The following is a 25,462-nucleotide window of genomic DNA, read 5'->3' as shown; positions in this document are numbered from 1 at the left end:
ACCTCAGCGCGATCGCCCCTCCGTCCATCCTTCGACCTCGAACAGTCGCTTGGGCCGCAAGAGCTCGGTTGCGCAAGGACGAGGGGGGATGGGCATGGTGACGGTGGGCATCGATGTCTCCAAGGACCGGCTGGACGTGCATGTCCTGCCGGACGGACTGACGTTCGCGGTGGATCGCGATGGGGCGGGTCTGGCCGATCTGGTGACACGGCTGGGGCCGCTGTCGCCGCATCGGGTGGCGGTCGAGGCCACCGGTGGCTTCGAGACGGTGGTGGCGGCCGCCCTGGCCGGGGCGGGCCTGCCCCTGGTCATCGTGAACCCAGCCCAGGTGCGCCACTTCGCTCAGGCCCTCGGCCGGCGGGCCAAGACCGATCCCATCGACGCGGCGATGATCGCCCGCTTCGTCGAGGCGACGCGGCCGGAGTTGCGCCCGCTGCCGGATGCGGCCACGCAGATGCTCTCCGATCTCGTGGCCCGGCGGCGCCAGATCGTCGAGATGATCGTGTCGGAGAAGAACCGGCAGCGCCGCACCACCGTGCCGCGGATCGCCAAGAGCATCGCCCGGCTGATCAAGGCGCTCGAGAAGGAACTCGCCGAGATCAATGCCGAGATCGACACCGGCGTACGCGGCTCTCCGGCCTGGTGCGCCAAGGAGGATCTCCTCGCCTCCGTGCCGGGCGTCGGGGTGAACACCGCCCGGACCCTGATCGCCGAGATGCCGGAACTCGGCACCCTCGACGCCAAGCGCATCGCCAGCCTGGCTGGTCTGGCCCCCTACACCCGGCAGTCGGGACGATGGGTCGGCAAGGCGATGATCGGCGGCGGCCGCAAGACCGTCCGGTCCGCCCTGTTCCTGGCGGCCCTCGTCGCCGGCCGGCACAACCCCGTGCTCAAGATATTCCGCGCGCGGCTCATCGCCGCCGGAAAGCCGAAAATGGTCGCCGCCATCGCCGTCGCCCGAAAGCTCCTCACCATCCTCAACGCCATGCTCAGGGACCAAAAACCATGGCAAACCGCTTGACACCCGACACAGTCGCTGAGGTGCCGGAGCGTAGCGGAGGCCTCGAAGGAGCCCTCTAGAAGCCGATGCGATCCCTGGAGCCCTCCTTCGAGGCCGCTCCGCGGCACCTCAGGATGAGGTAAAGCCTTGGATAAACGATTCAAACGGGCTCTGATTTTCAGCGTTCTTGGCACTTCGTAGGAGAGCGACGGCGTGGCGCAGGCATCCGTGTTGTCCGTCCGACTTCGATCCTCGCGGGCCGCGATCCGCCATGCCTGGTCGATCTGCGCGGCGTTCCTCATCCTCTTCGCCCCCCTTCCGGCCTCGGCCCAGTTGCGCGGGCATGGCGGGCCGGTGCGGGCTCTGGCCATCGCGGCGGACGGACGCATGGCGATCTCCGGCGGGTTCGATCAATCGGCCATCCTGTGGGGAATCGACCAGGGGTCGGCCCTGGCGATCCTGCGGTTCCACGATGGCGCGGTGAATGCCGTCGCCGCCCTCGACGGGGGCCGCTTCGTCACGGCCAGCGAGGACGGGCGCATCGCCATCTGGCAGGGCGGACGCCCGGAGCCGGTGGAGGTCTTCGCCGACCATTCCGGACCCATCGTGGCCCTCGCTGTCTCGGCGGACGGAACGCGCCTCGCCTCCGCATCCTGGGACGGTACCGCGCAGATACGACCCCTTGCCGGTGGGCCGGTGCGGGTGCTGCGGGGCCATGCCGGCAACGTCAACGCCGTCGCCTTCCTGGCGGATGGCCGGCTCGTGACGGGAGGCTACGACGCCACGCTTCGGGTCTGGCCCCTCGCCGAGACCGACGAGCCGCCGCGCGTCGTTCAACTGCCGTCACCGATCAACGCCCTGGCCGTGACGCCGGACGGCGAGATCGCCGCCGCCGGGGCGGACAGCGTGGTGCGGTTCCTGTCCGAGGATGGGGCTATCCGTGCGTCGGTGGACCTCGCGACCAACCCCGTCATCGGGCTCGCCGTGTCGCCGGACGGGCGACGGGTGGCCGCCGCCACGGTGGCGGGCACCGTGGCCCTGATCGACAAAAGCGCTGCCAAGGTGGCGTTCAGCCTCGTCGGCCCCGGACTTCCGGTCTGGTCTCTCGCCTTCCGGCCCGATGGAACCGAGCTGCTGACCGGAGGCGGCGATCTGCTGGTGCGCCGCTGGGATGCCAGGACCGGCGAGCCGATCGGGCCGCTGTCGATGGCGCGGCCGGCGGATTCATTGGCCGCCTACAAGGGCGATCACGGGGCCGAGGTGTTCCGGGCCTGCGTCGCTTGCCACACCCTGACGCCGGAGGAGGGCCACCGCGCCGGCCCCACCCTGAGCGGCGTGTTCGGCCGCCGCATCGCCACCGCCGAGGGCTACAATTTCTCGCAGGCCCTGAAGAGCCTCGACATCGTCTGGGATGCGCGGACCATCTCGAAGCTCTTCGAGGTCGGCCCGTCCCGCTACACCCCCGGCACCAAGATGCCGGAACAGACGATCAACGACCCGGACGACCGCGAGGCCCTGGTGCGGTTTCTCGAAAAGGCGACGAAGACGCAGTGATCCATCCAGGTTTCGCTGCGTCTCTCGAAACTCCCGGTCGTCGCCCGGAACGCGACGGCGCAGTGGAAGCCTCTCGAAATCATTTTGCGTTGCTTGTCCAATGTCTTACGTCATCCTGAGGTGCCGCGTAGCGGCCTCGAAGGAGGGCTCCAGAATCCACCGGGCGAACTGGAGTAATCCTTCGAGGCCCGCTGACGCGGGCGCCTCAGGATGAGGTGACAGGATGGGACGATCGACTCTCGCAGGAGAATCCGCCGAGAGATCCGATCAGACAGGGTGTTAAGCGCCGCCGTTCCCGCCCGTCTCCCGCGCGCGAAAATAATCCTCGGAGGTTCGCGGCTTCGAGCGCTCGGGCGCCGTGTGCGGGTCGAAGGCCTCGTTGACGACGACTTCGACGCGGCAGGTGTCGCACATCATCAGGGTGCGGATCCTGGCCTCGCCGGCGCTGCCCTTGAACATCCAGTGGCGGCCCTGAAGCTTCTCGATGACCCGCTCGATGCTGCTGCGCGTGCCGAAGGGTTTGCCGCAGGAGACGCAATCGAACGGCTCCTCCTCCTTGACGATGCGGCGCGGCTGGCTCCAGGCGGCGAAATCGACCTGCGGCGTCAGGGTAATGACATTCTCCGGGCAGGTGGCGGCGCAGAGCCCGCATTGCACGCAGAGGCTTTCCTCGAAGGCCAGCAGCGGCCGGTCCTGGCTGTCGCTGAGGGCGTGGGTCGGGCAGGTGCCGACGCAGGCGAGGCACAGGGTGCAATCCTCGCTGCGGAAGTCGAGGCCGCCGAAGGGCGATCCGGCCTCCAACGGGACCATTGCCACGGGGGCCGGGGCGGCCACATGCATCTCGCGGAAGGCGAATTGCAGCACGTTGCGCTTGGGGCCGACCGGCATGAAGGCGGCGGGAACCGGCGCGGCCGTGCCGACGCTGCCGGGCGACAGCGCGGCACCGAGCCGATCCGGATCGTCGGTCTCGATCAGGGAGACCACGGGCGTCCCGTCGGCGGCACCGTAGCCCAGTGCCCCGGCGAGCGTGTCGGCGAGGAGCGCCATCCTGCGCAGGGGCGCGATGTCGTGCTTGGGACGGTCGCGGACGAGGAGGCGGATACCCACGGCGCCGTAGGCGAGAAGCGCGGCGGCGGCCTCCGGGCCCAGCTGCGTGACCTCGTTGACGGCGACCGGCAGCACGTTGGCCGGCAGACCGTCGCCGTAGCGGGCCAGCGCCTCGATGAGGGGCTCGCCATGCTCCTCATCGTGGAAGAGGACGATTCCATTCCGTCCCCCGGCCTCGTGGTACGCGCGCATCAGGGTGCGCAGCCGCCGCATCAGCGCGTCGGCGGCAGGCAGTGCGTAGGCGGCCGCACCCGTGGGACACACCGAGGCACAGGAGCCGCAGCCGGCGCAGATGTAAGGATCGATGGCCACATGATCGCCGGCGGGCGCGATGGCGCCGGTCGGGCAGACTTCGAGGCAGCGGGTGCAGCCGGTGATGCGCGACCGCGAATGGGCGCAGAGATCGGCCTGGAAATCGACGAAGCGCGCCTTCTCGAACTCGCCGACGAGATGGGAGATCGTGAAGATCGCCCGCTCCACGGCGGCCGGGTCGCGGGGATCGGCGCGGACATAGCCGCTGCGCAGGTCATGTGTGGGAAACAACGGCGTGCCGCCCGTCAGGTCGAGGACCACGTCGCAGGTGGAGGTGGCGCCGTTGCGCGCCGGGCCGAAGGAGAGGGACTGGCGGGATGACGGGCTCGGCACCGCGTAATCGTCGATGCGCAGGGAGAACGCCCCGAGATGGCCGCTCGCCGACACGACGCTGCCCTGCAGCACGGGAAATTCGTGGCGGCGCGGCACCGGCACGTCGCGGGGGCGGCTGAGCAGCACCGTCACGTCGAGATGATCGGCGAGGCGGCGTCCGGCCTCGATGGCGAGCTCGTCGCTGCCATAGATGAGGGCGACGCCCTGGCTGACCATCGCGACGGTGCCCGGCGCCGGGGGGACCTCCGCTCCGGCGGCGAGGAGGGCGGCGATCTTCGGTCCGGCCGCGTCGGCCTCCGTCGACCAGCCCGCAGTCTCGCGGATGTTGGCATAGGTCACGCGGGATTCCGCCCCGGACCCGGCGGCGATGTCGGTGAAGAGCGGAGCCTGGAGCGTGCACGAGACGGTGACGGGCGAGCCCTGCGCCAGGGCGTCCTCGAACCGGGCGATCTCCCGCCCGCACAGTTGATCGGCGGTCTCCAGGCGGCCGCCGCACGCCTTGCCGATCGCCGCTGCGTCGAGGGCGACGGTCTCATCGCAGGAGCACGCGAATACGATCCGGTCGGACAATGATTTACCCCGAACGTTTGGTCACAGCGGCGAGGGGACCAGCCCACTCGCGCTCAGGTTGGTGCATCGTATACTATAACGGCTCGAAACTAGGACCCGACATACGGGCGCAGGTAGAACCGAAACGCATGGCGCCGAGCCCCGACGACCCGGACCTGATCCTGCCGCCCGTCTTCTCCTTCGTCGTCATGGACGGGCCGGGGAGCGCGTTCGACGAAGCCCTCGATGCGGCCGCATCGGGTGACGCCACCGGGCGCCTCGTCTGGCGACGCAGCGCCGAGGTGCTCGATTTCGCCGTGATCCTGGAGCCGGACGAGCCCCTCGCCACGGCGCGCCGCGCCTTCTTCGCCGGCATGGTGGCGCTTGCCGAGGCCATCGGCGCCCATGGGCCGCCCGAGATCCCGGTGACGTTCGACTGGCCCGACACTCTCCGCTTCGATGGCGCGCGCCTCGGCGGCGGGCGTCTCGGATGGCCGCCCACCTGTGGCGAGGGAGAGGTGCCTGACTGGCTCGTCTTCTCCGCCACGATCATCGCCTCGAAGGCGCAGGCCGGCGATCCCGGCCTGACGCCGGATTCGACCTCTCTCGAAAACGAGGGCTTCGCCGTCGAGGACGGGAACGGGGCCATCGTCGAAAGTTTCGCCCGTCATCTCATGAAAACCTTCGCCGTCTGGGACGAGGACGGGTTCGAAGCCGTCGAACGGCGCTACCTCCGGCGCCTCGCCGATGGCGGTCCGTCGGCTCGGATCGAGCGGATCGACGCGAACGGCGAAGTCCTCGCCGATGGCGGTCGAAGGCACCCTCTCGTGGCGGTCCTAACGGGGGTCGCGTGGCGCAATCCACTCACCGGTGAGCCGCTCCTGTGAGCGCATCGTCGAAGATCCTCCTCGCCGTGCTCGCGGCCTTCCTGGTCCCGCCGGGCGGGCTTCGGGCCGAGGATGCCCCGAGAGGGCCGGCCATCGAGGCCAAGGGCATACCCGGCCCCTATGGCGAGCGGCTGACCATCGACGACAAGGGCATCACCCTGACATTTCCAAACGATTCCATGGCGTTACGCATCGGCGGCCGTCTTCACCTCGATTTCGGTGTGGCGGGCATCCGCCAATCGGGCTTCGGTGATCCCTTCAGCGACACCATCGCCGTGCGCCGTTCGTGGATCGAGGCGACTTTGAGCCTCGGCAAGGATGTCGGCCTCGGCTTCCAATACGATTTCGCCGATCCGGTGACGCCGATCAACGATGCTGTCCTGGTCTATCGCGGCGTGCCGGACATGCTCTTCAGTATCGGCAATGAGAAAGAACCGTTCGGTCTCGATCAACTTGCCTCCAACAACAATGTCCTCTTCACCGAGCGGGCCTTGTCCGACGCTTTCGTGCCGGCCAGAAACTTCGGTTTCGCCGTCGGACGACATGGCAAGGACTGGAGCGTCGTCACCGGAGTTTTCGGCGGCAACGCCAATACCGGCATCGGCACCGAAGGTATCGCCTCGACCAGCCGCGTCACCTATGCGCCGATCAACGACGACCACCGGACCCTGCATGTCGGTCTCGCCGGCAGCTACCGCGACCTGCCCCGCGACGAGAGCCCGCTCTCCCTGTCCAGCCGGTCGGAGGCGTTCCTCTATACCAGACGCTTCGTCGATACCGGCGACATCCGCGATGCCGCCAGCATCGCCCGCCTCGGCGCCGAGCTAGCCTACCGCTCCGGTCCGCTGCTGGTGAGCGCGGAATACACACGGACCGAGATCGGCCGCTTCGACGGCGCTAAGCCACTGAAGTTCCAGGGAGGATACGTTCAGGCGAGCTGGGTGCTGAACGGCGACAACCGGGCCTATCGCATGGCTCCCGACTTCAACGGGACGAGCTACGCGGTCTTCGGCGGCGTCAAGGTCGCCGAGGCCCAGCGCATCACCCGCGGCGGCTTCGGCGTGTTCGAGCTCGGACTGCGGTTCTCGGCCATCGATCTCGACGACGGCGGCATACGCGGCGGCATCGAGCGGGACGGCACGGTGGGACTATCGTGGTATCCCGACACCAACATCCGCATCATGGCCGATTACGTCCGGTCGCACACGTCCCCCTCCGCGCTCCAGAATGGGCGGACCATTGATGCCGATACGTTCATCGGCCGGTTCCAACTGTACTGGTGAACCCGTGCCGACCTTGTCCGCGAGCAATTGCGGACGCCCCGCACCAGATACCGGCCTTGAACGCCACGATCATCGCCGTCATCCGGAACGCGAGTTCGAGGAGCGGCGACAGGATGGGCCTCGGAATTGTCGATGAGCAGTCTCAAACTCCCACGGACCATCCGCCTCGACCCGTCGGATACCTTCGTGTTCGCTCAGGCCGCCGAGCCCGGCGAATGGGCGGTGGCCGGGTCATTCCTGTTCTGGGATGCCAATGTCCCGTTGCTCGAGGGCAAGGAGCGGACGGCGTTCCGCTCGGGATTCCTCGGCGTGACTTCCCTGGGATTCTCCACCCTCGTCGTGGTGAGCGAGGCGACTCCGACCGAGCGGGACGCGGCCGTGGAGGATTTGGCGCGTCATCTCTGCGAGCGCCTCGGCGCGCCGAGCCTCGACGTGGCCCGCGTCGCGGCGGCGGAGGAGATCGAGTTCGCCGGCTCCCTGTGCCAGCCCGCCATCGGCAGCGTGATCGCCCTGCACAGAACCTTCGAGGACGGCGAGATCCGGGAGGCGTTCCGCACCCTGCACCAGCGCGGGCCCGGTGTTGCCGGAGCCGACAAGCTTCACGCTCATGCGCGGGCCTTCACCTTCGTGGAGACCGACGACGAACCCGAGGAGCGGGCGGACCTCATCGGCATGGCGACCACACCAGGATCGAAAGGCGAAGGACGATGACCGAGTTCTGGGTCTCCAGCGGCCACCATCTCGCCGGCCGCACGGAGGGGGGCGGCCTCGCCGTGACCGACGACTTGATCCTCGCCTATCTGGCCCGGCCCGAACTGGTGCCGCCCGAGGAGGCCTGCATGGCAGAGCGGGCGCTCCACCGCAGTCTCGTGACGTCACCGCGCCGGCCGGTCTCCCCCGGTGAGATCGCCGCGATGGCGGATGCCGATGCGCGGGAGAACTGGACCATGATGCTCGCCTTCCGCGATCGGCTGACGGCCGCGCGCTCCGTGGAGGCGGCCTATCTCGACCTCGTTCGCGGTGGCCTGAACGGCACGCCGCCGATCTTCCTCAACCAGCTGGCGCATCTCATCCTGCGCAACGCCCTCGACGGCTGCGACGACCCCTACACCCTTCGAGCCGGCGAGCTTTTCTTCCGGCCGCAGCGCGTCTCCTTCGTCGACGGCGCTGCCTTGCTGGCCGATGCCGAAGTGATCGAGGCGCGGGAGATCGGGGCTGCGCAATCGCCCCTCGTCGCCATGCTCGGCAAGGAAGCCGCGAACGAACTCGACGTGCTCACGGACGAGACCGCCTGGACCTATTGGAGCCGCTCCGACGCGTTCACCATGGCGCTCAACCTCGGAAGCAACCCGAAGAGCCGCGACGGACTCGCCCGCGCCATCGAGGCCTGGATCCGCCACCTATTGCACCTGGAGGCGAAGGTGGAGCCGATCGCGTCCATGGACGATCCGGACTGGCGCTGGTTCGTCGGGCTCGACGCACAGGCGACCCGGATCGGCAACGCCCTCTGGAACGGCGAGACTCTGGACGAGGCGAGCCGCATGCGCATCCTGGCCCTGTTCCGCCTCACCTTCGCCGATGACCGGCGGATCGACCCGCGCGCGGCTGGCCGGCCGGTCTATCTCCTGATGGCCATGGACCCCGACAAGCGCCTCTTTCTCAAACCTCAAAACCTCGTGGCGGGATTGCCGATCATCGACGGTGCGGAGGCCGCATGACCGAACAGAACACGACCCAAGCCGCGACACCGCCCGACGACCGATTCGAGGTCGGCATCATCGTCGCCAAGCGGGCCTTGAAGAGCCGCTGGGCGAGTCATGCCTGGCTGCCGGTCTCGGCCCTTCCCGACATCCCGGCCGCTTCGCCCTGGACCCTGCTCTCGGCGACGCCCGAGGAAGAAACCTTCTACGCCGGCGCCTATGAGGTCTCGCTCCATCCCGCCGAGACGTCGCATTACCGCGACAACCTGGTCTCGGGCCGGCCCTCGCTCTGGGTCGCCCTGCGACAGGTCGCGGAGGGAAACTACGAGGTCGCGAACGTGACGGCCGATCCCTACGAGGGCGAATCCATGGCTGAGGGCATCGGCGAAGTGGTCGAGGCTGTGCCCATGCCGCTGGAGGTCCAGGCCAAGGTCCTGGCCTTCTTCGAGGCCTTCCACGTCGAACAGGTCTTCCACAAGCGCAAGCGCGACAGGGCCGATCCGGAGGCCCTGGCCCGACAGGGCACCGGTACGCGCAGGCGGGGGGACGAGGGATGAGCGGCGGCGATTTCCTTTCCCGCTGGTCGAAGCGCAAGCGCGCCGTCGTCCGGAAAACTGCGCCCGCGCGCGATTTGGCCGTGAGCGAGGAGAACGGAAGCGAGCGGGCATCCCGCCCGGAGGAGCTTGCCGAAGGCGTAACCCTGCCGCCCGAGGAACTCGCCAAGCTGCCCTCCCTGGATAGTCTGACGGCTGAGACCGACCTGACCCAGTTCCTCCGGGCGGGCGTGCCGATGGTGATGCGCAAAGCGGCACTGCGACGGATGTGGTCCGTCGACACCAACATCCGCGACTATGTCAGCGAGGCACGGGAATACGCCTATGACTGGAATGCGGTGGGCGGTGTGCCGGGAAACGGCCCGCTTTTGCCCACAGATGACATCAAGGCCATGCTGCGGGACATTTTCGATGGGACTCCCGTCGAAGAATCGGAGCCCGAGCCGACGACCGCCGAGGCCGAACCGATCGAAGCGGAGCGGCCTGGAGAAGACTCTGTCGCCGCGACAAGCGACCACGGAATTGAATCCGCCGGTGCAGAAAAACAGCTCGTCGCGTTGCCCCAAAACCAGCCGAGCTTAGCCGTTACCCCGGCGATTCCTTCTCCCGTGGACGCGGCTATGCCGAAACCGCGACGACATGGCCGTGCCGTCCCGCTTTGAGCGATTAAAAACTACGTTGCGCACGTCCCAATCCGGGCTATTGTGGAGAAAGTGAATTCACTTCGCCCGCGATCGGGTCGCGGCTTAAGGATGGTATGCGTTCGGTGGAGTTGTTGCGCGAGGACGAGGCGAATCTCGCTTCCGGCGCGCCCGGCATGACGCAGCCGGTCGCCGACGACGTCGATCTCCTGCGCGCCCATCTCTACGATGTTCTCGCAGCCCTCATCGGCCGAGCGCCCTCCGACGATATTTTGTCGCTTCTCGCGGCCTCGGCAGGTGACGGTAGCCCCCTCGGCAAGGCGTGTTCTTCGCTGGCGGGCGAAGCGGCCGGCGCGGACCTCGCGAAGGTCGGGCGGGAGTATTTCGATCTGTTCGTGGGCGTTGGGCGCGGCGAGGTCGTGCCGCACGCCTCCTACTACCTCACCGGCTTTCTCAACGAGCGCCCGCTTGCCCGAATCCGGCAGGATCTAGCCCGGCTCGGCATCGAGGCCACCGGCGGCATGAGCGAGCCGGAAGACCATGTGGCGATGCTTCTCGAGACTATGGCGGGTCTCGTCTCCGGCCGGTTCGAGACCGACCTCGGCGAGGACCGCATCTTTTTCGAGCGGCATCTAAAGCCCTGGGTCGGGCGTTTGTTCGACGATGTGGCCGCAAATCCCCGTTCGTCTTTCTACCGCGCCGCGGGCGACCTCGGCCGGACATTCATCGACATCGAGGCCCAGGCCTACGCGCTCGACGCGTGAGGCGGGGACCATGAGACATCGGTCGCATTCAGGAGTGACGAGCATGCGGGACGATCGAAAGGACGAGATGGGACGGCGCCATTTCTTCCGCGCCCTTGGCGGCGGATCGGTGGCGGCCGCCGCTGCGATCACGGCCCAGCCGATGATCGCGACGCCCGCGCAGGCCTACGATCCCGGCGAGGATGAGACGAAGGCCCGCTACCGCGAGTCTGACCACGTGAAAGCGTTCTACCGGACCAACGGCTACGAGACCCTGAAGAAGAATTGAGGGCGCCATGCTGATCAAGCGCAAGACCGGCGGCCCGGGCCGCACCTTCCATCCGGCCGTGGCCATCGGCGACACGCCAAGGGCCATCGACCGTCGCGCCTTCCTGCGCAATTCCGGCCTCGTCGCCGGAGGGCTCGCGGCCGCCGGCTCGATTCAACTCGGCTCCGTACGTAAGGCGCAGGCGGCGGGGTCGTCCGCGATCGGTCCCGACGTGACGATCAAGAAGAACATCTGCACCCACTGCTCGGTGGGCTGCACGGTGACGGCCGAGGTCGTGAACGGCGTTTGGGTCGGCCAGGAGCCGTCCTTCAGTAGCCCAATCAACCGGGGTACGCATTGCGCCAAGGGCGCGGCGATCCGCGAACTCGTCTCCAGCGACCGCCGCCTGAAATACCCGATGAAGATGGTCGACGGGCAATGGACCCGCATCTCATGGGACCAGGCGATCGACGAGATCGGCGACAAGATTACCGGCCTTCGCGACAAGTACGGCCCGGATTCCGTATACTGGCTCGGCTCGGCCAAGTTCACCAACGAGGCAGCCTACATCTTCCGCAAGTTCGGCGCCTTCTGGGGCACCAACTCGGTCGATCATCAGGCGCGCATCTGTCATTCCACCACGGTGGCCGGCGTCGCCAACACCTGGGGCTACGGCGCACAGACTAATTCCTACAACGACATCCGCAATGCCAAGACCATGATCATTCTCGGCGGCAATCCTGCCGAGGCGCATCCGGTCTCCCTCCAGCATCTGCTCTCCGGCAAGGAGATCAACCGCGCGAACATGATCGTCATCGATCCGCGCTTCACGCGGACGGCGGCCCACGCGACGGAATATGTCCGAATCCGCTCCGGCACCGATATCCCGGTGGTCTGGGGCATTCTCTGGCACATTTTCCAGAATGGCTGGGAGGACAAGGAGTTCATCAGCCAGCGCGTCTACGCCATGGACGACGTCCGCAAGGAAGTCGCCAAGTGGAACCCGGAGGAGGTCGAGCGCGTTTCGGGCGTGCCCGGCGAGCAATTGCGGCGCGTGGCCGAGACCTTCGCCAAGGAGAAGCCCGCGACCCTGATCTGGTGCATGGGGGCGACGCAGCACACCGTGGGCACCGCCAACGTTCGCGCGCTCTGCATCCTGTGTCTGGCCACCGGCAATGTCGGCAAGCCGGGCACGGGCGCCAACATCTTCCGCGGCCATACCAACGTGCAGGGGGCCACCGATATGGGCCTCGATGTGACGTCGTTGCCGCTCTATTACGGCCTCGTCGAAGGGGCCTGGAAGCATTGGGCTCGCGTATGGGACGTGGAGTACGACTGGCTGCAGTCGCGCTTCGACGAGGTGCCGGCCAAGGCCGGCCGCAAGGCCCGCACGCGCAAGGAGAGCATGGAATCGCCAGGCATCACCTCGACGCGGTGGTTCGATGGCGTGAACCTTCCAGAGGAGCAGGTCGACCAGCGCACGGGCATCAAGGCGATGATGGTGTTCGGGCATGGCGGCAACACCGTCACCCGGCTGCCCGAGGCGGTGAAGGGGCTGGCCAAGCTCGACCTGCTCGTGGTCGCCGACCCGCACCCCACCACCTTCGCCGCTCTCGATGCACGACGCGACAACACCTATCTCCTGCCAATCTGCACCTCCCTGGAGATGGACGGAAGCCGCACGGCCTCGAACCGTTCGCTGCAATGGGGTGAGCAGATCGTGAAACCGGCCTTCGAGTCGAAGAACGATTACGAGGTGGTCTACCGCCTCGCCGCCAAGCTCGGCCTTGCCGACAAGATGTTCAAGAACATCAAGGTCGTGAACGGTGTCCCCGAGGCCGAGGACATCCTCCGGGAAATCAACCGCGGCGGCTGGTCGACGGGCTATTGCGGCCAGAGCCCGGAGCGCCTGAAGGCGCATATGCGCAATCAGGTGAAGTTCGATCTGGTGACGCTGCGGGCGCCCAAGGACGACCCTGAAGTAGGCGGCGATTACTATGGCCTGCCCTGGCCATGCTGGGGCAAGCCCGAGCTCAAGCACCCGGGAACGCACATCCTTTACAACACCAACCTCCACATCAAGGAGGGCGGCGGGACGTTCCGCGCGCGGTTCGGCACCGAGCGCAACGGCGTCACCCTGCTCGCCGAGGATTCCTTCGCCAAGGGTTCGGAACTGACCGACGGCTACCCCGAATTCACCATGGCGGTTTTCAAGAAGCTGGGCTGGGACAAGGACCTTACGGCCGACGAGATGGCGAGCATCACCAAGATCGGTGGGGCCAATATTGATGCGGTGAGCTGGGCGACCGACCTGTCGGGCGGCATCCAGCGCGTCTGCCTCGACCGCGGCGTCACGCCCTACGGCAACGGCAAGGCCCGGGCGAATGCCTGGAACCTGCCCGACCCGGTTCCGGTGCACCGCGAGCCGATCTACACGCCGCGTCCCGACCTCGTGGCGAAATACCCGACGCGCCCCGACGAGCGTCAGTTGCGCATGCCCAACATCGGCTTCTCGGTGCAGAAGGCGGCGGTGGATCGCGGCATCGCCAAGGATTTCCCGATCATCCTTACGTCCGGCCGTCTCGTGGAATACGAGGGCGGCGGCGAGGAAACGCGGTCGAACCCGTGGCTCGCCGAGCTGCAGCAGGACATGTTCGTCGAGATCAACACGGGCGACGCCGCCGATCGCGGCATCAAGGACGGGCAGTTCGTCTGGGTATCCGGCCCTGAGAACAATGCAAAGGCCAAGGTGAAGGCGCTGGTGACGGACCGGGTCGGCAAGGGCGTCGCCTTCATGCCGTTCCACTTCTCAGGCTGGTACCAGGGGGACGATATGCGGAAATTCTATCCGCACGGCACCGACCCCGTCGTACTGGGCGAGAGCTCAAACAATACGACCACCTACGGCTTCGATCCTGTGACGGGCATGCAGGAGACGAAGTGCACCCTGTGTCAGATCCGGGCCGTTTGAGGAACAATCGCCATGGCTCGCATGAAATTCCTCTGCGACGCGGACCGCTGCATCGAGTGCAACGCCTGCGTCACCGCCTGCAAGAACGAACACGAGGTGCCGTGGGGCATCAACCGCCGGCGCGTCGTCACGCTCAATGACGGCAAGCCTGGCGAGCGCTCGGTTTCCATGGCCTGCATGCACTGCACCGACGCGCCCTGCGCGGCGGTGTGCCCGGTGAACTGCTTCTACACCACGGCCGACGCGGTGGTGTTGCATTCCAAGGACATCTGCATCGGCTGCGGCTACTGCTTCTACGCCTGTCCCTTCGGCGCGCCGCAATATCCGAAGGTCGGCAATTTCGGCTCGCGCGGCAAGATGGACAAGTGCACCTACTGCGCGGGTGGCCCCGAATCTGATTTCTCGACCATCGAATACGAGAAATACGGTTCGAACCGTCTCGCCGAAGGCAAGCTGCCGCTCTGCGCCGAGATGTGCTCCACCAAGGCGTTGCTGGCGGGCGACGGTGAGATGATCGCTCAGATCTACAAGCAGCGCGTCATCAAGCGCGGCTACGGCTCCGGCGCCTGGGGCTGGAAGACCGCCTATCGCGAAACCGTCGCCATCTAGGCGGCGAACTGGACTGCCGGGGTCGAGACTTCAGGAAGGAAACGCCGATGCGGCGGACACTGACGACTTTCAGGACGCTGGTCGCAGCGACCATCCTCACGGCGGCTGTCGGGGCCTCGTCGACCTCCTTCGCGCAGCAGACGCGCGACGGAATGAACCCGACCGGGCAGAACCCGACAGCGGAATCCGTCAACGAGGAGTTCCTGTTCAAGCAGGACCCGAAGATCACCGGCCGCATCAGCATCCCCGATGGCAAGGCGGCGCATCTGATTCAGCCCGCCGGCCGCGACTATCGCGATTTCCGGGAACGTTGGCTGCCCTGGCTCAGTGCCCTGGCGGTGCTCGGCGCCGTCGCGCTTCTCGGCCTGTTCTACTACTTTCGGGGTCGTATCTTGATGGAGCGCGGGCCCGATACCGGCCGCAAGATCCTGCGCTTCAACGGGTTCGAGCGCTTCGCGCATTGGATGACGTCGAGCTGCTTCATCATCCTGGCCCTGTCCGGCCTGAACTACATCTTCGGCAAGCGCCTACTGATGCCACTCATCGGCGCGGATGCGTTCGGCGTGGTGGCGCAATACGCCAAGTTCAGCCACATCTACCTCGCGTGGCCGTTCATGATCGGTGTTGCGCTGATGCTGGTGCTCTGGCTGAAGGACAACATCCCGAACAAGATCGACATCGACTGGATCAAGGCCTTCGGCGGTTTCGTCGGCGACAAGCATCCCAGCGCCGGCCGCTTCAACGCAGGCCAGAAGATGGTGTTCTGGATGGTGATCGGCTTCGGCTCGGCCATGAGCGTCACCGGCCTGATGATGATCTTCCCCTTCGCCCTCACCGACATCACCGGAATGCAGCTGATGCAGGTGATTCACGCTCTCATCGGCATCGCCTTCATCGCCGGCATCCTCGCCCATATCTACATCGGTACCCTCGGCATGGAGGGTGCTTACGACGCCATGGGCAGTGGCAAGGTCGATCTCGGCTGGGCCAAAGTCCACCATGATCTCTGGGTCGAGGAAGAGCAGGCCAAGACCGCGAGCGGCCCGCAGCTCGGGCGCCATCAGGTGCCTGCCGAGTAACCAACCGGACAACCACAGACGTTCGGCGATCGGCGCCGGCATGTCGAGGATCGGACAACGTCCATGAAAGCCTTCATCATCGCCCTCGTCGTCGCTGTCGCCATCGGCACGCTGGCCGCCATGCTCCTCAACCAGCAGCAGCGCTTCGCTTACCAGGCGTTCACGACCTCCGGCACGCGGGTTTCCGACCCGGCGGGTCACAGTAATCTCGTCGGGCCGCATTGGAACGGCGTCACGCCCGATCCGGAGAAGCCCTCGAAATCCTGAACCTTACGTCGCCGATCCGTTCAAGGAATTGCTCTCGTCCCAGCCATAGCCGAGCGTCTCGAAGCGCATGGAGCGGGCATCGACCATCAGCAGGCGCCCCACCAGTGGCTCGCCGAAATCCGCGACCGCGCGGATCACTTCCATCGCCATCAGCGAGCCCATTACCCCGGCCAGCGCGCCGAGGACGCCGGCTTCCGCGCAGGCGGGGACGCTGCCGGGCGGTGGCGGGCTTGGGAACAGGCAACGATAGGTCGGGTTTGGGCGGCCATCCGGCGCGGTTTCATGGGCGCGGATCGTCGTCAGGGTGCCGTCGAACTGCCCAAGTGCGGCCGTGACGAGCGGACGCTTGGCGTGGAAACAGGCATCGGAGACAGCATAGCGGGTCGCGAAATTGTCCGACCCATCGGCGACGATATCGTATCGGTCGATCAACGCGACGGCATTGTCCGCGTCGATCCGCACGCAGTGCGGTTCGATCCGCACATGCGGATTTAGGCGTGCCACGGCATCGGCGGCGCTGTCGATTTTCGGGCGGCCGATATCGGGGGTGCCGTGAATGACCTGCCGCTGCAGGTTCGAGAGTGATACTGTGTCGTCGTCGACGATGCCGATCGTGCCGATGCCGGCCGCTGCCAGATACTGGATCAGTGGAGCGCCAAGCCCGCCGGCGCCGATGACGAGCACCCGCGCCGCCTGTAAACGCGCCTGTCCGGGTCCTCCGACCTCGCGCAGGACGAGGTGGCGGGCGTAGCGTTCGACTTCGTCGCTGGAGAAGGCCATCCCGGTGAAATACCCCTTGCGGCGAGGCGCCGAAAGGGCATCGGGACGAGATTTGCGTCCCGATGCCGTGCCGCTTATTCGCGACGGCGGAATGTCCCATCTCGACGAGACGATGCCCGTGTCCTCTCCCGTTATCGCCGATCACTCGCCGCTGGCGCTCGCCCAGGCCCTCATCCGTTGTCCGTCGGTGACGCCGGAGGAGGGCGGTGCCCTGCAATGGCTCGGTGGCGTCCTGGAGGAGGCGGGTTTCACCGTCGCGCGGCCGCGCTTCTCGGAGCCCGGAACGCCCGACATCGACAATCTCTACGCGCGCATCGGGACAGGCAGTCCCTATCTCCTTTTCGCTGGCCATACCGACGTCGTCCCGCCTGGCACCCTCGAAGCGTGGCGCCATGGGCCATTCGACGGCGCGGTATCGGACGGCCTGCTCTACGGCCGCGGCGCGGTCGACATGAAGGGCGGCATCGCCTGCATGCTCTCGGCGGCGCTCGCTTTCGTCGCCGAGCGGGGAGGGGCGTTCAACGGCTCAATCGGGTTCCTCATCACTGGCGACGAGGAGGGGCCGGCGATCAACGGCACGGTGAAGCTCCTCGAATGGGCGAAGGCGCGGGGCGAGCGTTTCGACCATTGCCTTCTCGGCGAGCCCACCAACCCGGCGCGCCTCGGCGAGATGATCAAGATCGGTCGGCGCGGGTCTCTCAACGGCAAGCTCGTCGTCCATGGCCGTCAGGGCCACGTGGCCTATCCCCATAAGGCGGAGAATCCCATCCCCGGCCTGCTGCGCCTCGCCTCCGCCCTTCTCGCCGAGCCGCTCGATGGCGGCACCGCGCATTTCGATGCGTCGAACCTCGAATTCACCACCATCGACGTCGGCAACCCGGCCACCAACGTCATCCCGGCCGATGCGCGCGCCACGTTCAACATTCGCTTCAACGAGGGCTGGACGGCGGAGACCCTGGGGGCCGAGATCCGTCGGCGGCTGGAGGCGGCCGCCGGCAACGCCGTTCGGTTCACCCTTGACCTGCAGCCCTCGAACTCTCCGGCCTTCCTCACCAAGCCGGACTCCTTCACCGACCTCGTGGTCGAGGCGATCGAGACCGAGACCGGGCTTCGTCCCATCCTGTCCACCACCGGGGGCACGTCGGACGCCCGTTTCATCAAGGATGCCTGCCCGGTGATCGAGTTCGGCCTCGTGGGCGAGACCATGCACCAGACTAACGAATGCGTGGCTGTCGCCGATCTGGATCGGCTGACCGCGATCTATGGGCGGGTACTGTTGGCCTATTTCGCGGTCGCTTCCGAGAAAGGCGAGGTCTGACCGGCGGCAGGCACGAAGTTTCAACTCCCGAAACCTCGGCAGGCGTCATGCCGCTTTTCGCGTCATTGTCCGTCGAATCCACGCGCCGCGGAAGCGATAGTGGCAATGGAACGGGTGACGGCGCGTTTGGAAGCGACGGCTTCGCGTGCCGAGCCGGTCCCCGACCGCAATGTAGATCTGCCGTAGGCGCTGGACGTGCGGATCGTCGAGGCGCAACTCGATACTGGCTCGCGTCAGACCTGCTGCGGCCTTGGGATCCTTCACGCTCAGCGGAACGAGTGCTTCCCCGAGGATGATGCGACCGACTTCCAGAAGCAGGGCCTCGTGCATCTCGTCGCTCGCGGCGGCCAGACGTTCGAGGTCGAAGAGGGTTCGTACGCCGAGGGGCCAGAGGCGGATGATGCGGTCTCGGCCGACCGAACAGCAGAGTTGCGCCTGCGCCACCCAATCCATGATCTGATAAACTCCGTATGGGGTCTCGACGAACAGCATCAGCGGGTTGGCCGCCGCGAGATTCTGGGTCGAATGGATGTGATGGTCGTCGAGCCTGACGCGAATATCGCTGTCGATTCCGTCGATGATCTCGACCGGCGTGATCTTGAAGGCGCGGAAAACCTCCTCTTCCTCGCGCTTGAATTTTTTCAACTGGTCCCGTTGCACGATGCTGCGCAGGACGACATCGGGCATGATGCCGGCGACGAAACAGGCTGCGACCACCACGGCGATGGTGGCCGGCGCGGTCGCGCTGGGATCGACCGTCACCAGGGCGGAGACCAGACCCGTCCCGATCCAGAGCAACGATATGACGAGGATCGGGCCGAGAACGATACTAACCAGCATCCTTATGGTTTCACCCACGATCGTCCCGGGGCTCATGTCGAAATTCTTGATCGCGCGGTAGAAATTGCGCAGCGCCGTCACGTAACTGCCCGCGAATGCCGCGCAGATCCCGAGAAGCCAAACCAGCCCGAGACTTCCAGGCGTCGGATAGGTCACGCCCGGCCAGCGGAAACCGGACGGATGCCCCGGTTGTCCGGCGAACATCCAGAGGAGCAGCGACAATCCGTATAACATGCCGATCGCCGCGCATGCGCTGAAGGGCGCGCAGCCGATGAGCCAGGAGAGTGTCGAAAAGTCCTCGCGCTTGCGATGCGCCTCCCGCGCGATCGCGTTGGTTCTATCGCTTTCGGTGGTCCCAGCCATCGGGTCGCTGCTGCGCCTCGCACCGACGAAATACTTGTACTTCACGAATTCGAATGACGGGATCAGCATCGGACCCGGCTGATCGGTCTTGTCGAAGACCGTGGCGAGATCCGTGATGATCTCCTGCCTCTGAAGTTTGATCGCCTCTCGTATGGCGACGAAAATCAGGGGTGAGTTGACTGCGAAGGCGGTCGCGAGAACGAGGATGATCTGGAATGGCGTTTCCACAGGCGAAGGCTCCAGGCCTCACGATGTCGAAAATCGTCGAGGTTGCCCGAAGATGCCTTTCTGATCGCATAATACAATCTGAAATTGCTTCCTAAGTAGATTCCCGGTCAGGCCCGTAATCCACCCCCACGAAGGTCAGTCCCTTGGCGGGCGCCATGGGGCCGCAGCGGGCGCGGTCGCGGCTCGCCAGGATGTCGGCGACCTCGGCGATGCCGAAACGGCCGCAGCCGGCCATCATAAGCGTTCCGACCATGGCGCGGACCTGATGGTGCAGGAACGAGCGCGCCGAGGTCGAGATCACGATCTCCTCGAACAGGCCCATCGTCACCGTAGCTACGTCGAGCTGTTCGAGGGTGCGGATCGGGCTGTTCGCCTGACATTCGGCGGCACGAAAGGCGGTGAAGTCGTGGCGACCGAGGAGACCTTGCGCGGCCCTGTGCATCACCTCGGCATCGAGCGGCCACGGCACGTGCCAGACATGGTCGCGTGTCAGGGCAGGCGGGCTGCGCCGGTTGAAGATGCGATAGCGGTAATGCCGGCGGATCGCGGAGTGCCGCGCATCGAAACCCGCTCCGACTCGCTCGGCGCTGACGATGGCGACCGGAAGCGGTCGGAGATGGGCGTTCAGGGCGTCGCGCACCGTATCCGTGCGCCAGTCCTTGCTCAGGTCGAGATGAGCGACTTGATGGATGGCGTGTACGCCGGCATCCGTCCGACCGGCGCAGGTCAGGCGCAGATCCTCCCCCGTGAAGCGTTTAACGGCATCCTCGATGGCGCCCTGAACGGTTACGTCTTCGGCCTGCCGCTGCCATCCGCAGAATGGAGCGCCGTCATACTCGATAACGAGTTTGTAGCGGGGCATCAGCGACGGCCCCCGGTCTCTGACTTCACGGGAAGCGCGTTCCCGGCGCGAGATGCGCACCACGCACGAAGTCCGCACCCGTGACGATGCCGCCCCTGCCGGCTCGGCGCAACTCGGTGAGCCGCACGGCGCCCCCGCCGCAGGCGATGGTTCCCGCTGAATCGAGCAGAGTGCCGGGCGCGCTCTGTCCCTCCGTTGGCATGGCGCGCAGCACCTTCACGCGTTCCGGCCCCTTACCGAGATCGGCCTCGAAGAAGGCGCCGGGGAAGGGCGAGAGCCCGTTGATGTGGTTCGCCACCTCGCGCGCCGGCTTGGACCAGTCGATGCGCGCCTCCTCGTTAGTGATCTTGCGCGCGTAGACGAGCCCCTCTTCGGACTGGCGCGTGAGGGGGAGGGGCTCGTGTTCCAGCTGGCGGAGGGCTCGGCTCATGAGCGCCGCGCCAATGGGCATCAGCGCATCGTGCAGGTCTCCCGCGCTCATACCGGGGGCGATGGCGACCCGCTCTTCCAGGGCTACGGGGCCGGTGTCGAGGCCCCCCTCCATGCGCATGATGCCCACGCCACTCTCCGTATCCCCCGCCATGATAGCGCGCTGGATCGGTGCAGCCCCGCGCCAGCGTGGCAGCAGGGAGGCGTGAAGGTTCAGGCACCCGTGGCGCGGCACGTCGAGGATCGCCTGCGGCAGCAGCATCCCATAGGCGACCACGACGGCGACATCGCATCCGTGTGACCGGAAGAGCGTGAGCGCGTCCGGCGACTTCAGGGTGGCGGGGGTGTGAACCGGCAGGCCGAGCCCGTCCGCCAGCGCATGGACGGGGGACGGTCGTAACGCCATGCCTCGCCCGGACCGCGCCGGGGCGCGGGTATAGACCGCGGCGATGTCGTGACCGTCTTCCGCCAGGCGCGCCAGGGTCGCCACGGCGAAATCGGGCGTCCCCATAAAGACGAGCTTCATCGCGCGCGCTCTCTGCTGAAGGATGGGATCAGACGTCCTCGCCGCGCTTGGCCGCCTTAACGAACTTCTTGATGACGCGGTCGCGCTTCAGCTTCGACAGGTGATCGATGAAGAGCACGCCGTCGAGATGATCGATCTCGTGCTGGATGCAGGTGGCAAGGAGCCCGTCCGCCTCGATCTCGCGGGTTTCGCCGGAAAGGTCGCGAAAGCGCACGCGCACGCGGTCAGGCCGTTCCACTTCCCCGTAATATTCGGGGATCGACAGGCAGCCCTCGTCGTAGACGCGCTTCTCCTCCGAAGCCCAGACGATCTCCGGGTCAATGAAGATCTGCGGCTGCCGCGCGTTCTCGTCCTTAGAGGTGTCGATCGTGACGACACGCTTGGTCACGCCGACCTGGATGGCGGCGAGGCCGACGCCCGGGGCATCGTACATCGTCTCCAGCATGTCGGCGGCGAGGGTGCGGATCTCGTCGTCGATGGCACCGACGGGGGTCGACACCTGACGCAGGCGGGCGTCTGGCAGGATGACGAGGGGGCGGATGGTCATGACTCGGCCGGATCTGTCGATGAGAAGGGTCCGGCTCCCCGTCTCTCGGGTCCGCCGTGCCGGACCCGCAGATACGGTTTGGCGGATGGCCGGTCAAATCGATGGGAAAACAATTCAGAAGGCCGTCCGGCTTCGGATGGCCGCCGAGAGTGTGCCCTCGTCGAGATAGTCGAGCTCTCCCCCCACCGGCACGCCATGGGCGAGGCGGGTCACTTTCAGACCGTGATGCGCCAGGGATTCGGTGACGTAATGCGCGGTGGTCTGGCCATCGACCGTGGCGTTCAGCGCCAGGATGATCTCCCGGACCTCGCCGTTGCCGGCCCGGTCCACGAGGCTCGCGAGATTGAGATGCTCCGGCCGAACGCCGTCGAGGGCAGAGAGCACGCCGCCGAGGACGTGATAGCGCGCCGTCACCGCGCCGGATCGCTCCAGGGCCCAGAGGTCGGAGACATCCTCGACCACCACCAGGATGGAGGGATCGCGCGATGCGTCCCGGCAGATGGTGCACGGGTCGCTCGTATCGACGTTGCCACATTCCCGGCACACGACGATGCGCTCGGAGGCCACCTTCATCGCGTCCGCCAGTGGAGCGAGCAGAGCTTCGCGCTTCTTGATGAGGTGCAGCGCCGCACGCCGGGCCGAGCGCGGGCCGAGCCCCGGCAAGCGGGCGAGGAGCTGGATCAGGCGCTCGATTTCGGGGCCGGCAACGGCTTGGGCCATGCGTGTTCCGTCAAACGGCCGAGGCCGTACTCGTTGAATGGGTTCGGATCTGATCGCCTTGTAGTCGGGATTTGACGCGGCCGCATGCGTTGCGACGCCGCTCCGGATACCCCTTTGTTTCTCTTACAGATCCCTTCGTTCGTCGTTGAAACGAATGCCGGCTCAATTGACCGGTGCCCTTCGCGGACTAAGCAGGTCAGATCGATAGAGTGGCGAACCTGCGCGCGGCGGACCTGAACGACCGCGCGGACACTCCATCGGACAGTTCGGAAGACGAATGGGAGCTTCCGGCCAAGCCAGACCTCAAAGCGATCAGGTGTTCGAGGAGTAGCGGACGTGACATATTTCGGCGACTTCAACGCCAGCCATGGACCCGAGAAAATCGGCCTGCGCAATCTCAAGGCGGTTCATTGGAACCTCGAAGCCCCACGCCTTTATGAGGAATCCCTGAGTCGGGGTGAATCGCAGCTCGCCCATGGCGGCGCCCTGGTGGCGACGACGGGGAGCCATACCGGACGTTCGCCCAAGGACAAGTTCATCGTCCGCGACGCCGGCACCGAGGACGAGATCTGGTGGGAGAACAACGGCGCGATCACGCCCGAGCAGTTCGAGACGCTGTACCAGGACTTCCTGAGCCATGCCGACGGGCGCGAGCTCTTCGCCCAGGACCTTTATGGCGGTGCCGATCCGGCCCACCGTGTCCAGGCGCGGGTCTACACCGAACTCGCTTGGCATTCGCTCTTCATCCGCAACTTGCTGATTCGGCCCGAGCGGTCGTCGCTCGCCGACTACGTTCCCGATCTGACGATTATCGACCTGCCGAGCTTTCAGGCCGAGCCGCATCGCCATGGTTGCCGCTCGAAGACCATCATCGCCATCGACTTCACCCGGAAGATCGTCCTCATCGGCGGTAGCGCCTATGCCGGTGAGATGAAGAAGTCGGTCTTCACCTATCTGAACTACGTCCTACCCGGCGCGGGCGTGATGCCGATGCATTGTTCGGCCAACGCAGCCCTGGATGCCGAGGGCGACTCAGCCCTGTTCTTCGGCCTCTCGGGCACCGGCAAGACCACGCTTTCCAACGATTCCTCCCGGCAGCTCCTCGGCGACGACGAGCATGGCTGGAGCAAGGACGGCATCTTCAATTTCGAGGGCGGCTGCTACGCCAAGACCATTCGTCTCTCGCGCAATGCCGAGCCGGAGATCTACGCCACCACCGAACGCTTCGGCACGGTGATGGAGAACGTGGTGATCGACCCGCTGTCGCGGCGCCCCGATTTCGACGATGCGTCGCTCACCGAGAACACCCGCTGCGCCTACCCGCTCGACTTCATCGCCAATGCCAGCGCGACGGGCCGGGCCGCGCACCCGAAGAACATCGTCATGCTCACCTGCGATGCCTTCGGGGTGATGCCGCCCATCGCCAAGCTGACGGGCGCTGAGGCGATGTACCATTTCCTCTCCGGTTACACCGCTAAGGTCGCCGGCACGGAGCGCGGCCTGACCGCGCCGGAAGCTACGTTTTCGACCTGCTTCGGCGCACCGTTCATGCCGCGCCATCCGAGCGTCTACGGCAACCTGCTGCGCGACCTCATCGCCCATCACGACGTCGATTGCTGGCTCGTGAACACTGGCTGGACCGGTGGCGGCGTAGGCACCGGACGTCGCATGCCGATCCGGGTGACACGGCGACTGCTCGCGGCCGCGTTGGATGGATCGCTGTCGAAGGCGGAGTTCCGCCGCGATCCGTATTTCGGCTTCGCCGTCCCGGCTTTCGTTCCGGGAGTCGAGCCGCATATCCTTCAGCCGGTGAAGACCTGGGTCAACAAGGTCGCTTTCGCCGACACGGCGACACGGTTGGTGACGATGTTCAAGGACAACTTCAAGCGCTTCGAAGACCACGTTGATGCAGACGTGCGTGCCGCCGAGCCCGTGCAGGTCATCGCCGCCTGACGGCAGATCATCGCCCGATCCCGGCGCGAGCCCGGATCGGGGACTTTCTAGGCCGAAGGAAGCTTCAGAAAAGCTTCATACCGGGCGGGATCGGTAGCCCCTTGGTCAACTCGGCCATGCGCTCGGCCGCAACGCCTTCGGCCTTGCCGCGCGCATCGTTGACCGCGGCCACAATCAAATCTTCGAGGATTTCGCGCTCGTCGGGAATCAACAGGCTCGGGTCGAGAGTGACGCCCTTGACGAGCCCTTTCGCCGTCATCGTCACCGTAACGGCCCCGCCGCCGGAGGCGCCCTTCACCTCGACAAGGTCGAGCTCATTTTGAAGGCTCGCCATCTTCTCCTGCATGGCCTGGGCCTGCTTCATGATTCCCATGAGGTCGCGCATGGCGTGAGATGTCCGAAAGAGTTGCGGGGAACGTGATCTGGGGTGGCGCCTGAAGGAACGCTACGCTTCGTCGTCCGGTTCGTCGCCGGCTGAGATTTCCGGACCGGCGAGGTCGACGCTTTCGGCGATCTCGACGGGAGGGGCCTTGTCCCGAACATCGACGATCTGAGCGCCCGGAAAGCGTGCCAGAACCTCCCGCACCAGGGGGTGGGCGGCGGCATTCTCATGGCGTGATTCGAGAGCGGCGCGGGCCTTGTAGGCGAGGGTCGGCTCGCCCACCTCCTTCGAGAGGGCGACGATCCAGCGCTGCCCCGTCCAGGCGTCCAGGGACCGGGCGAGATCGTTGGCGAGACTCTGCCGACCTCCATCGGCGAGACGGAATTCGATCCGGCCCTCCTCGAAACGGACGAGATGGACCTCCCGTTCGAGGGCCATCTTGAGGCCGATATCGCGTCGCTCGTCGGCCATCGCCACGACATCCTCGAACCGCGCGAGACGCGGACCGGCCGAGACGGCGGGAACTTGCGGAACGGGCGACGGTACGAGGGCCGCCCGCACGCCTCCGCTGGCGGCCAGGGTCAGGGCCGGTCGCGGCGGCGGCTCCACCGATGCCGGGGTCGAGGGCTGGGGAGGAGACAGGGCACTGCTGGGAGC

24 protein-coding genes and 1 pseudogene are annotated in these 25,462 nt (G+C 66.3%); 16 read left to right on the top strand and 9 right to left on the bottom strand.

What is annotated here, in order from left to right:
- The first annotated feature begins 88 nt into the window (after positions 1-88).
- Both MBTS_RS15890 and MBTS_RS15885 read left to right on the top strand, forming a co-directional pair.
- On the top strand, positions 89-1,021 hold the full coding sequence (locus tag MBTS_RS15890; RefSeq protein ID WP_192215997.1) for an IS110 family RNA-guided transposase: 933 nt from the start codon (positions 89-91) through the stop codon (positions 1,019-1,021).
- 243 nt (positions 1,022-1,264) lie between these two features.
- Entirely contained in the window at positions 1,265-2,554 is a 1,290-nt protein-coding gene (locus tag MBTS_RS15885; protein WP_192215998.1) for a c-type cytochrome, read from the top strand.
- A 279-nt stretch (positions 2,555-2,833) separates the two neighbouring features.
- Here MBTS_RS15885 and MBTS_RS15880 read toward each other — a convergent pair whose 3' ends face one another.
- Positions 2,834-4,876: a 4Fe-4S dicluster domain-containing protein gene (locus tag MBTS_RS15880; RefSeq protein ID WP_192215996.1), complete on the bottom strand. Its 2,043-nt coding sequence runs from the start codon at positions 4,874-4,876 to the stop codon at positions 2,834-2,836.
- Positions 4,877-5,004: 128 nt separating this feature from the next.
- On the opposite strand from MBTS_RS15880, the gene MBTS_RS15875 reads away from it, so the two are divergent.
- The 12 genes from MBTS_RS15875 (at position 5,005) to MBTS_RS15820 (ending at position 15,857) form a co-directional block, all read left to right on the top strand.
- Positions 5,005-5,742 (top strand): biotin/lipoate--protein ligase family protein, encoded by a 738-nt coding sequence (locus tag MBTS_RS15875; protein WP_056148190.1) that lies wholly within the window; start codon positions 5,005-5,007, stop codon positions 5,740-5,742.
- Entirely contained in the window at positions 5,739-7,025 is a 1,287-nt protein-coding gene (locus MBTS_RS15870) for an OprO/OprP family phosphate-selective porin (RefSeq protein WP_147832506.1), read from the top strand. Before MBTS_RS15875 ends, MBTS_RS15870 begins: the two co-directional genes overlap by 4 nt.
- A 132-nt stretch (positions 7,026-7,157) precedes the next feature.
- Positions 7,158-7,736 carry a DUF6505 family protein gene (locus tag MBTS_RS15865; RefSeq protein ID WP_056148196.1) on the top strand — a complete coding sequence of 193 codons (579 nt, stop codon included), beginning with the start codon at positions 7,158-7,160 and terminating at the stop codon, positions 7,734-7,736.
- On the top strand, positions 7,733-8,743 hold the full coding sequence (locus tag MBTS_RS15860; protein WP_147832504.1) for a DUF6352 family protein: 1,011 nt from the start codon (positions 7,733-7,735) through the stop codon (positions 8,741-8,743). The genes MBTS_RS15865 and MBTS_RS15860 overlap by 4 nt, the downstream gene beginning before the upstream one ends.
- A complete protein-coding gene (locus tag MBTS_RS15855) occupies positions 8,740-9,282 on the top strand; it encodes a DUF3305 domain-containing protein (protein ID WP_056148202.1) in 543 nt (180 codons plus the stop codon). The genes MBTS_RS15860 and MBTS_RS15855 overlap by 4 nt, the downstream gene beginning before the upstream one ends.
- The gene (locus tag MBTS_RS15850) at positions 9,279-9,941 is read left to right on the top strand and encodes a DUF3306 domain-containing protein (protein ID WP_147832503.1); all 663 of its coding nucleotides are present in this window, start codon (positions 9,279-9,281) and stop codon (positions 9,939-9,941) included. The genes MBTS_RS15855 and MBTS_RS15850 overlap by 4 nt, the downstream gene beginning before the upstream one ends.
- 95 nt (positions 9,942-10,036) lie before the next feature.
- Entirely contained in the window at positions 10,037-10,684 is a 648-nt protein-coding gene (locus tag MBTS_RS15845) for a TorD/DmsD family molecular chaperone (RefSeq protein ID WP_238254219.1), read from the top strand.
- Positions 10,685-10,727: 43 nt separating this feature from the next.
- Entirely contained in the window at positions 10,728-10,952 is a 225-nt protein-coding gene (locus MBTS_RS15840; protein WP_018044802.1) for a hypothetical protein, read from the top strand.
- A gap of 7 nt (positions 10,953-10,959) precedes the next feature.
- Positions 10,960-13,902 carry a formate dehydrogenase subunit alpha gene (locus tag MBTS_RS15835; protein ID WP_147832502.1) on the top strand — a complete coding sequence of 981 codons (2,943 nt, stop codon included), beginning with the start codon at positions 10,960-10,962 and terminating at the stop codon, positions 13,900-13,902.
- A 12-nt stretch (positions 13,903-13,914) separates the two neighbouring features.
- On the top strand, positions 13,915-14,511 hold the full coding sequence (gene fdh3B / locus MBTS_RS15830; RefSeq protein WP_018044800.1) for a formate dehydrogenase FDH3 subunit beta: 597 nt from the start codon (positions 13,915-13,917) through the stop codon (positions 14,509-14,511).
- 47 nt (positions 14,512-14,558) lie between these two features.
- Positions 14,559-15,590, top strand: coding sequence for a formate dehydrogenase subunit gamma (locus MBTS_RS15825; RefSeq protein WP_147832501.1), 1,032 nt, complete (start codon positions 14,559-14,561; stop codon positions 15,588-15,590).
- Positions 15,591-15,653: 63 nt separating this feature from the next.
- On the top strand, positions 15,654-15,857 hold the full coding sequence (locus MBTS_RS15820; RefSeq protein WP_147832500.1) for a hypothetical protein: 204 nt from the start codon (positions 15,654-15,656) through the stop codon (positions 15,855-15,857).
- Between the two features lie 3 nt (positions 15,858-15,860).
- On the opposite strand, the gene MBTS_RS15815 is transcribed toward MBTS_RS15820, so the two are convergent.
- Positions 15,861-16,637, bottom strand: coding sequence for a HesA/MoeB/ThiF family protein (locus MBTS_RS15815; protein WP_147832499.1), 777 nt, complete (start codon positions 16,635-16,637; stop codon positions 15,861-15,863).
- A 112-nt stretch (positions 16,638-16,749) separates the two neighbouring features.
- Here MBTS_RS15815 and dapE point away from each other — a divergent pair, with 112 nt between their 5' ends.
- Positions 16,750-17,955: a succinyl-diaminopimelate desuccinylase gene (gene dapE, locus MBTS_RS15810; RefSeq protein ID WP_147832510.1), complete on the top strand. Its 1,206-nt coding sequence runs from the start codon at positions 16,750-16,752 to the stop codon at positions 17,953-17,955.
- Between the two features lie 45 nt (positions 17,956-18,000).
- Here the strand turns inward: dapE and MBTS_RS15805 are convergent, their stop codons facing one another.
- The 5 genes from MBTS_RS15805 to recR form a co-directional block, all read right to left on the bottom strand.
- Positions 18,001-19,227, bottom strand: a complete 1,227-nt coding sequence (locus tag MBTS_RS15805) for a hypothetical protein (RefSeq protein WP_192215995.1) — start codon at positions 19,225-19,227, stop codon at positions 18,001-18,003.
- 250 nt (positions 19,228-19,477) lie between these two features.
- Entirely contained in the window at positions 19,478-20,248 is a 771-nt protein-coding gene (truA, locus tag MBTS_RS15800; protein ID WP_056148226.1) for a tRNA pseudouridine(38-40) synthase TruA, read from the bottom strand.
- Between the two features lie 25 nt (positions 20,249-20,273).
- Complete coding sequence (fmt, locus tag MBTS_RS15795) at positions 20,274-21,203, bottom strand: methionyl-tRNA formyltransferase (protein WP_147832496.1); 930 nt, start codon at positions 21,201-21,203, stop codon at positions 20,274-20,276.
- 28 nt (positions 21,204-21,231) lie between these two features.
- Positions 21,232-21,750, bottom strand: a complete 519-nt coding sequence (locus MBTS_RS15790) for a peptide deformylase (RefSeq protein ID WP_056148231.1) — start codon at positions 21,748-21,750, stop codon at positions 21,232-21,234.
- A gap of 114 nt (positions 21,751-21,864) precedes the next feature.
- Positions 21,865-22,470, bottom strand: coding sequence for a recombination mediator RecR (gene recR, locus MBTS_RS15785; protein ID WP_147832495.1), 606 nt, complete (start codon positions 22,468-22,470; stop codon positions 21,865-21,867).
- 336 nt (positions 22,471-22,806) lie between these two features.
- Between recR and MBTS_RS15780 the strand changes: the two genes are divergently transcribed.
- On the top strand, positions 22,807-24,423 hold the full coding sequence (locus MBTS_RS15780; protein ID WP_147832494.1) for a phosphoenolpyruvate carboxykinase: 1,617 nt from the start codon (positions 22,807-22,809) through the stop codon (positions 24,421-24,423).
- A gap of 64 nt (positions 24,424-24,487) precedes the next feature.
- Here the strand turns inward: MBTS_RS15780 and MBTS_RS15775 are convergent, their stop codons facing one another.
- The gene (locus tag MBTS_RS15775) at positions 24,488-24,808 is read right to left on the bottom strand and encodes a YbaB/EbfC family nucleoid-associated protein (RefSeq protein ID WP_056148237.1); all 321 of its coding nucleotides are present in this window, start codon (positions 24,806-24,808) and stop codon (positions 24,488-24,490) included.
- Positions 24,809-24,868: 60 nt separating this feature from the next.
- Positions 24,869-25,462: pseudogene (locus MBTS_RS15770) on the bottom strand (DNA polymerase III subunit gamma/tau); the annotation flags it as partial.

The organism is Methylobacterium bullatum (assembly GCF_014845095.1).
GTDB classification, from domain to species: domain Bacteria; phylum Pseudomonadota; class Alphaproteobacteria; order Rhizobiales; family Beijerinckiaceae; genus Methylobacterium; species Methylobacterium bullatum.
This window is presented reverse-complemented; position numbering and strand designations above follow the sequence as displayed.